Origin of the sequence: Kluyvera georgiana ATCC 51603 (assembly GCF_001654985.1) — a bacterium.
Taxonomy (GTDB): Bacteria; Pseudomonadota; Gammaproteobacteria; order Enterobacterales; family Enterobacteriaceae; genus Kluyvera; species Kluyvera georgiana.
Genome location: NZ_LXEU01000036.1, coordinates 23,845 through 30,911 on the forward strand (window position 1 = coordinate 23,845; position 7,067 = coordinate 30,911).

6 protein-coding genes are annotated in these 7,067 nt (G+C 54.9%); 4 read left to right on the forward strand and 2 right to left on the reverse strand.

The annotated features are described in order from the left end of the window. The first annotated feature begins 68 nt into the window (after positions 1-68). The 3 genes from nuoM (at position 69) to M989_RS07570 (ending at position 3,556) form a co-directional block, all read left to right on the forward strand. A complete protein-coding gene (gene nuoM, locus M989_RS07560) occupies positions 69-1,598 on the forward strand; it encodes an NADH-quinone oxidoreductase subunit M (RefSeq protein ID WP_064543895.1) in 1,530 nt (509 codons plus the stop codon). A 6-nt stretch (positions 1,599-1,604) separates the two neighbouring features. Then, positions 1,605-3,062 (forward strand): NADH-quinone oxidoreductase subunit NuoN, encoded by a 1,458-nt coding sequence (nuoN, locus tag M989_RS07565; RefSeq protein ID WP_064543896.1) that lies wholly within the window; start codon positions 1,605-1,607, stop codon positions 3,060-3,062. 98 nt (positions 3,063-3,160) lie between these two features. Then, positions 3,161-3,556: a VOC family protein gene (locus tag M989_RS07570; protein WP_064543898.1), complete on the forward strand. Its 396-nt coding sequence runs from the start codon at positions 3,161-3,163 to the stop codon at positions 3,554-3,556. A gap of 48 nt (positions 3,557-3,604) precedes the next feature. Here M989_RS07570 and M989_RS07575 read toward each other — a convergent pair whose 3' ends face one another. Beyond that, positions 3,605-4,636: a methionine synthase gene (locus M989_RS07575; RefSeq protein WP_064543900.1), complete on the reverse strand. Its 1,032-nt coding sequence runs from the start codon at positions 4,634-4,636 to the stop codon at positions 3,605-3,607. Positions 4,637-4,663: 27 nt separating this feature from the next. Then, positions 4,664-5,635 (reverse strand): DUF1852 domain-containing protein, encoded by a 972-nt coding sequence (locus tag M989_RS07580; protein WP_064543902.1) that lies wholly within the window; start codon positions 5,633-5,635, stop codon positions 4,664-4,666. Between the two features lie 309 nt (positions 5,636-5,944). On the opposite strand from M989_RS07580, the gene M989_RS07585 reads away from it, so the two are divergent. Next, complete coding sequence (locus tag M989_RS07585) at positions 5,945-7,054, forward strand: AI-2E family transporter (RefSeq protein ID WP_064543904.1); 1,110 nt, start codon at positions 5,945-5,947, stop codon at positions 7,052-7,054. The last annotated feature ends 13 nt before the right edge of the window (positions 7,055-7,067 follow it).

Genomic DNA, 7,067 nt, shown 5'->3' on the forward strand with positions numbered 1-7,067 from the left:
GTCGTGCTGTTTTCCTGTTCCGGCGAGCGATGTCGCTACCGGATAGATGAATAAGGAAATGAATTGCCATGTTATTACCCTGGCTAATACTGATTCCCTTTATTGGCGGTTTCCTCTGCTGGCAGACCGAACGCTTTGGCGTGAAGATGCCGCGCTGGATAGCGCTGATTACCATGGGACTGACGCTGGCGCTTGGCCTGCAGCTGTGGCTGCAGGGCGGCTACTCACTCACGCAATCTGCCGGTCTGCCGCAGTGGCAGTCTGAGTTCATCCTGCCGTGGATCCCGCGTTTTGGGATCACTATCCACCTTGCTATCGACGGCCTGTCGCTGCTGATGGTGGTGTTGACCGGTCTGCTGGGCGTGCTGGCGGTGCTCTGTTCCTGGAATGAAATCCAGAAATACCAGGGCTTCTTCCACCTCAATCTGATGTGGATCCTGGGCGGCGTTATCGGCGTGTTCCTGGCCATCGACATGTTCCTGTTCTTCTTCTTCTGGGAGATGATGCTGGTGCCGATGTACTTCCTGATCGCGCTTTGGGGCCATAAAGCCTCCGACGGTAAAACGCGTATCACGGCGGCCACCAAGTTCTTCATCTATACCCAGGCGAGCGGTCTGGTGATGCTGATTGCCATCCTGGCGCTGGTGTTCGTGCACCATAATGCGACCGGCGTTTGGACCTTCAACTATCAGGATCTGCTGAAGACCCCGATGTCCCACAGCGTGGAATATCTGCTGATGCTCGGCTTCTTCATCGCCTTCGCGGTGAAAATGCCGGTGGTTCCGCTGCACGGCTGGCTGCCGGACGCGCACTCTCAGGCACCTACCGCTGGTTCCGTTGACCTGGCGGGGATTCTGCTGAAAACCGCGGCCTACGGTCTGCTGCGCTTCGCGCTGCCGCTGTTCCCGAATGCTTCCGCCGAGTTCGCGCCTATCGCGATGTGGCTGGGCGTTATTGGTATTTTCTACGGCGCGTGGATGGCGTTTACCCAGTACGATATTAAACGTCTGATTGCCTACACCTCCGTGTCCCACATGGGCTTCGTGCTGATTGCCATCTATACCGGCAGCCAGCTGGCGTACCAGGGCGCGGTGATTCAGATGATTGCACACGGTCTGTCCGCGGCCGGTCTGTTCATTCTGTGTGGTCAGCTGTACGAGCGTCTGCATACCCGCGACATGCGTCAGATGGGCGGTCTGTGGAGCAAAATTAAGTGGCTGCCGGCGCTGTCAATGTTCTTCGCCGTCGCGACGTTGGGGATGCCGGGTACCGGTAACTTCGTTGGCGAATTTATGATCCTGTTCGGCAGCTACCATATCGTGCCGGTGATTACGGTGGTTTCCACTTTTGGTCTGGTCTTCGCCTCAGTGTATTCACTGGCGATGCTGCACCGGGCGTACTTCGGTAAAGCGAAGAGCGAAATCGCGGCAAAAGAACTGCCAGGGATGTCGCTGCGCGAGCTGTTCATCGTGCTGTTGCTGGTCGTGCTTCTGGTTCTGCTGGGCTTCTACCCGCAGCCGATTCTCGACACGTCACATTCTGCGATGGGCAACATCCAGCAGTGGTTTGTTAATTCTGTTTCAACTACAAGGCCGTAATTCGCCATGACAATAACTCCACAACAACTGATCGCGCTGTTACCGCTGCTGATCGTCGGCTTGACGGTGGTGGTTGTGATGCTCTCCATTGCGTGGCGACGCAATCACTTCCTCAATGCCACGCTGTCGGTCATTGGGCTTAACGCCGCGCTGGTGTCGCTCTGGTTTGTTGGCCAGGCGGGCGCGATGGACGTCACCCCGCTGATGCGCGTTGACGGTTACGCGATGCTCTACACCGGGCTGGTGCTGCTGGCGAGCCTGGCGACCTGCACCTTTGCCTATCCGTGGCTTGAGGGCTACACCGATAACCGGGAAGAGTTCTACCTGCTGGTGCTGATTGCCGCACTGGGCGGCATTCTGCTGGCTAACGCCAACCATCTGGCGGCGCTGTTCCTCGGGATTGAGCTTATCTCTCTGCCGCTGTTCGGTCTGATTGGCTACGCCTTCCGCCAGAAACGTTCGCTGGAAGCCAGCATCAAATACACCATTCTGTCCGCTGCGGCATCGTCGTTCCTGCTGTTCGGTATCGCGTTACTGTACGCGCAGTCTGGCGACCTGTCGTTCCTGGCGCTCGGTAAGAGCCTCAGCGACAACATGCTGCACGAACCGCTGCTGCTGGCGGGCCTTGGGATGATGATCGTCGGTCTGGGCTTCAAGCTTTCGCTGGTGCCGTTCCACCTGTGGACGCCGGACGTATACCAGGGCGCGCCTGCGCCGGTTTCCACCTTCCTGGCGACCGCCAGCAAGATTGCCATCTTCGGGGTGGTGATGCGTCTGTTCCTGTACGCGCCGGTAGGCGACAGCGAAGCGGTACGCGTGGTGCTGGGGATTATCGCCTTCGCCTCTATCATCTTCGGTAACCTGATGGCGCTGAGCCAGACCAACATCAAACGTCTGCTGGGTTACTCCTCTATCTCTCACCTCGGCTACCTGCTGGTGGCGCTGATTGCGCTGCACAGCGGCGAGATGTCGATGGAGACCGTTGGCGTTTACCTGGCCGGTTACCTGTTCAGCAGCCTCGGCGCGTTCGGCGTGGTCAGCCTGATGTCCAGCCCGTACCGTGGTCCGGATGCAGATTCCCTGTACTCCTACCGTGGTCTGTTCTGGAACCGTCCGATTCTGGCGGCGGTGATGACGGTGATGATGCTGTCGCTGGCCGGTATCCCGATGACGCTTGGCTTTATCGGTAAGTTCTACGTGCTGGCCGTCGGCGTCCAGGCGCACCTGTGGTGGCTGGTTGGCGCGGTGGTGGTTGGCTCCGCGATTGGCCTCTACTACTACCTGCGCGTTGCTGTGAGCCTGTACCTCAGCGCACCTCAGCAGCCGGGCCGCGATGCGCCGTCTAACTGGCAGTACAGCGCGGGCGGTATCGTGGTGCTGATCTCCGCGCTGCTGGTGCTGGTGCTGGGTATCTACCCGCAGCCGCTGATTAGCATCGTTCAGCTGGCGATGCCGCTGATGTAATCCAGCGTGATGATGTGAATAACCGCCGATTTATCGGCGGTTTTTTTATGCGTGAAAACGTGTAGGGTATTGGCATGAGAATCTGGCTGGAGCAGTCAATGAGAACGCAAAAACGGTGCCTGGGGCACGTCGCCATTGTGGTCGACGACTACGACCGCGCGATTCAGTACTACACGGACAAACTGGGGTTCACGCTTGTTGAAGATACGCCACAGCCGGGCAAACGCTGGGTGGTGGTATCACCCAACCCGGAAAGCGACTGCAATCTGCTGCTGGCGCGCGCGTCCAACGAACGGCAGGAAGGTTTTATCGGCAACCAATGCGGCGGAAGAGTCTTTCTGTTCCTACAGACCGATGACTTCTGGCGCGATTACCATGCCATGAAGGCGAAAGGCGTGCATTTCTGCGAAGCGCCACGTGAGGAGGAGTACGGTACGGTGGTGGTGTTTGAAGATCTGTATGGCAACCGCTGGGATCTTTATCAGAACGCGTAGCCTGGGTAAATGACAGGCGATCCCGGCGATCGCCTGTGTGTTGTGAGGTTACTTCGCCGCTAGCTCGCGACGAATGATTTCCGCCCCCGCACTCAGCGCGTTGAGCTTGCCCTGGGCCACGTAGCGTGGCAGCGGGGCCATGCCGCAGTTAGTTGACGGATACAGTTTGTCGGCATCCACAAACTGCAGGGCTTTGCGCAGGGTATCGGCAACTTCTTCCGCCGTCTCGACGGTATGGTTGGCGACGTCAATGGCCCCGACCATCACCTTTTTACCGCGAATCAGTTCCAGCAGGTCCATCGGCACGCGAGAGTTATGGCACTCCAGCGAGATGATATCGATATTCGACGCCTGCAGCTTCGGAAACGCTTCCTCATATTGACGCCACTCGTTGCCCAGCGTCTTTTTCCAGTCGGTATTGGCTTTAATACCGTAGCCGTAACAGATATGCACGGCGGTTTCGCATTTCAGCCCCTCAATCGCGCGCTCCAGCGTGGCGATGCCCCAGTCGTTAACTTCATCGAAGAAGACGTTAAAGGCCGGCTCGTCAAACTGGATAATGTCCACGCCCGCCGCTTCCAGCTCGCGCGCTTCCTGATTAAGGATTTTGGCAAATTCCCAGGCCAGCTTTTCGCGGCTTTTATAGTGGGCATCGTACAGGGTATCGATCATGGTCATCGGCCCCGGCAGCGCCCATTTTATCGGCTGTTTGGTGAGCTGACGTAAATAACGCGCGTCATCGACAAAGACCGGTTTTTTACGCTCGACGGCTCCAACTACGGTCGGCACGCTGGCATCGTAGCGATTACGTATTTTCACCACTTCGCGTTTTTCAAAATCGACGCCGCTGAGGTGCTCAATAAAGGTGGTGACAAAATGCTGACGGGTTTGCTCACCGTCGCTGACAATATCAATTCCGGCCCGCAGCTGATCGTCCAGTGATAAACGCAGCGCATCCTGTTTGCCCAGAATTAACTCTTCATTCTGCAGTTTCCACGGCGACCACAGCGTTTCCGGCTGCGCGAGCCAGGACGGTTTCGGTAAGCTGCCAGCCGTTGATGTCGGGAGCAATGTTTTCATAATAGATAACCTTTCAATGTGAATTCATTAAAGCGCGTAGTCGGCTGACCATTGCTCAAGAATATGTTTGTACGGTTTGATAAAGTGTTCTTCGGTGAATTTGCCTTGCTCAATGGCGAGCCGGCTGCGTTCTTCCCGGTCGTAAACAATTTTGGTTAATGAATGATCCTGCTGACTCAGATTCGGCTGATAGTGCAAACCTGCCGCGGAGTTAGCGTTATAAATTTCCGGGCGATAAATTTTCTGGAAGGTCTCCATCGTGCTGATGGTGCCGATCAGTTCCAGGTCGCTGTAGTCGCTCAGCAAATCGCCGGTAAAGAAGAAGGCCAGCGGCGCAACGCTGTTTTTCGGCATGAAATAGCGCACCTTCAGGCCCATCTTGCTGAAATAATGCTCGGTTAACGAGGTGCCGTGCTGCTGGTATTCCACCCCCAGAACTGGATGCTGATTGCCGGTCTGCTGATAGGCGTTCTTATTGGATACGCTGAGGCAGATGACCGGCGGCTTTTTAAACTGTGCTTTGTATTCCGCTGAATTAACGAAATGCTTAAAGATATTGCCATGCAAATCGCCAAAGTTTTCCGGAATCGTAAATTCGGTACGATGCTTATTATGCTCCAATAGCAGGACGCTAAAGTCATAATCACGAACGTAGGACGAGAAGTTATTGCCAACAATCCCTTCAATTCGTTCGTTGGTTTTTTTATCAATAATATTGGTTTTCAGAATTTCAATCGCCGGAAAGGCGGTGTCCGCAATATTCATTTCAACGGAAATAATATCCAGCTCAACGGAATAACGATCGCCCTGCGGATTATCCCAGTACGCTAAATTATTGAAGCGATTATCAATCATCTTGAGCGTATTGCGTAAATTCTGCTGACGGTTTTCACCGCGGGCGAGATTGGCAAAATTAGTCGTAATACGGGTATTCTCAGAAGGATTATAATTTTCGTCGAAAAGGCTGTGCTTAATAGTAAAAGTAAAATCTTTATTCATGGCAGTCTTGCCTCCTGAGTCGGGATATGAAAACCGAGCCTGTTGATTATTCGCGTGTTTTACTTCACGCATCCGGCGGCTTCATGTTGCCAATAAGTTAATAATGTGTATTTTATGCCAGAGCCTCTGGGTGAGTGAAAGCGACTTAATTTCATTGCAACATGAGACATCTTCATGATGCGCTGGCGTTACGGCGGTTTTCCTCAACATCACTCGGCCCAACTCGACGGCGCGCGTAACGCCCTGACCTGGTAAATCCGGCTAAACGCACCTATAGTCGTGACAGATTTCCCGCAACAGGACTTAGCAATGCGCTTTAACGGATTGACCAAAGGTTTCTTTATTTTCATTCTTGCTCTCGTCACCTGGGCATTTTTCGACGTACTTTCCCCCTATTTTTCCGCCATTCTGTGGGCGGCTATCCTCACCGTGGTGTTCAACCCGGTGAAAAATAAGCTGCGTAGCGCGTTGGGCGAGCGCAACGAGCTGGCATCGCTCATCACGATTGTCATTATCTGTCTGATTGTGTTTATTCCGCTGATGGCGATCCTGTCATCGCTGGCGCTTGAGCTGAACGTGATTTACACCAAGCTGCAGGAGAACAACACGCGTTTCCCGCAGGTTATTGCCAGCATTTTTTCGCATCTACCGCACTGGGCGCGAGGTTTTCTGATAGAGCACGACCTGGATAACGTCGCGCAAATTCAGAAAAAACTCTCTGACGTCGCGCTGGCGGGGGGGCAGTACCTGGCTGGCAGCGCGTTCCTGATTGGTAAGGGCACTTTCGGCTTTGCCATTAGCTTCGGCATCATGCTGTATCTGCTGTTCTTCCTGCTAAAAGATGGCCCGTATCTGGTGAATCAGATTCTGGACTCGCTGCCGCTGACCGATTTTGTGAAACAGCATCTGTTTGCCAAATTTGTCGGCGTCACCCGGGCGACGGTCAAAGGCACGGCGGTGGTGGCGGTCGTTCAGGGGACGCTGGGCGGCATTGCGTTTGCCATTGTCGGCATCGACGGGAGCGTACTGTGGGGGGCGCTGATGGCATTTCTGTCGCTGGTACCCGCCGTGGGCTCGGCGATTATCTGGGTACCGGCGGCGATATTTCTCTTCGCCACCGACCAGCTGTGGCAGGGGCTCTTTATCGTCGGTTTCTTTATCGTGATTGTCGGGCTGGTGGATAACATTTTGCGCCCGCTGCTGGTGGGTAAAGACACCAAAATGCCTGACTACCTGATCCTGATTACCACCATTGGCGGTATGGAAATTTACGGCATCAACGGCTTTGTCATCGGCCCGTTGATCGCGGCGCTGTTCCTCGCCTGCTGGAACCTGTTCTCCGGGCGTGACCACGCGGGGAACGTCGAAGGGTTGGACGAAGAGTTTATGGCGGAAGGAAAAAATCCTCCAGATGCGTAATGCCATGACGATA

Excerpts from the sequence above, each read along its gene's own strand:
- M989_RS07580 (WP_064543902.1), bottom strand. The coding sequence starts at position 5,635 with ATGAATAAAGATTTTACTTTTACTATTAAGCACAGCCTTTTCGACGAA.
- M989_RS07585 (WP_064543904.1), top strand. The coding sequence starts at position 5,945 with ATGCGCTTTAACGGATTGACCAAAGGTTTCTTTATTTTCATTCTTGCT.
- nuoM (WP_064543895.1), top strand. The coding sequence starts at position 69 with ATGTTATTACCCTGGCTAATACTGATTCCCTTTATTGGCGGTTTCCTC.
- M989_RS07575 (WP_064543900.1), bottom strand. The coding sequence starts at position 4,636 with ATGAAAACATTGCTCCCGACATCAACGGCTGGCAGCTTACCGAAACCG.
- M989_RS07570 (WP_064543898.1), top strand. The coding sequence starts at position 3,161 with ATGAGAACGCAAAAACGGTGCCTGGGGCACGTCGCCATTGTGGTCGAC.
- nuoN (WP_064543896.1), top strand. The coding sequence starts at position 1,605 with ATGACAATAACTCCACAACAACTGATCGCGCTGTTACCGCTGCTGATC.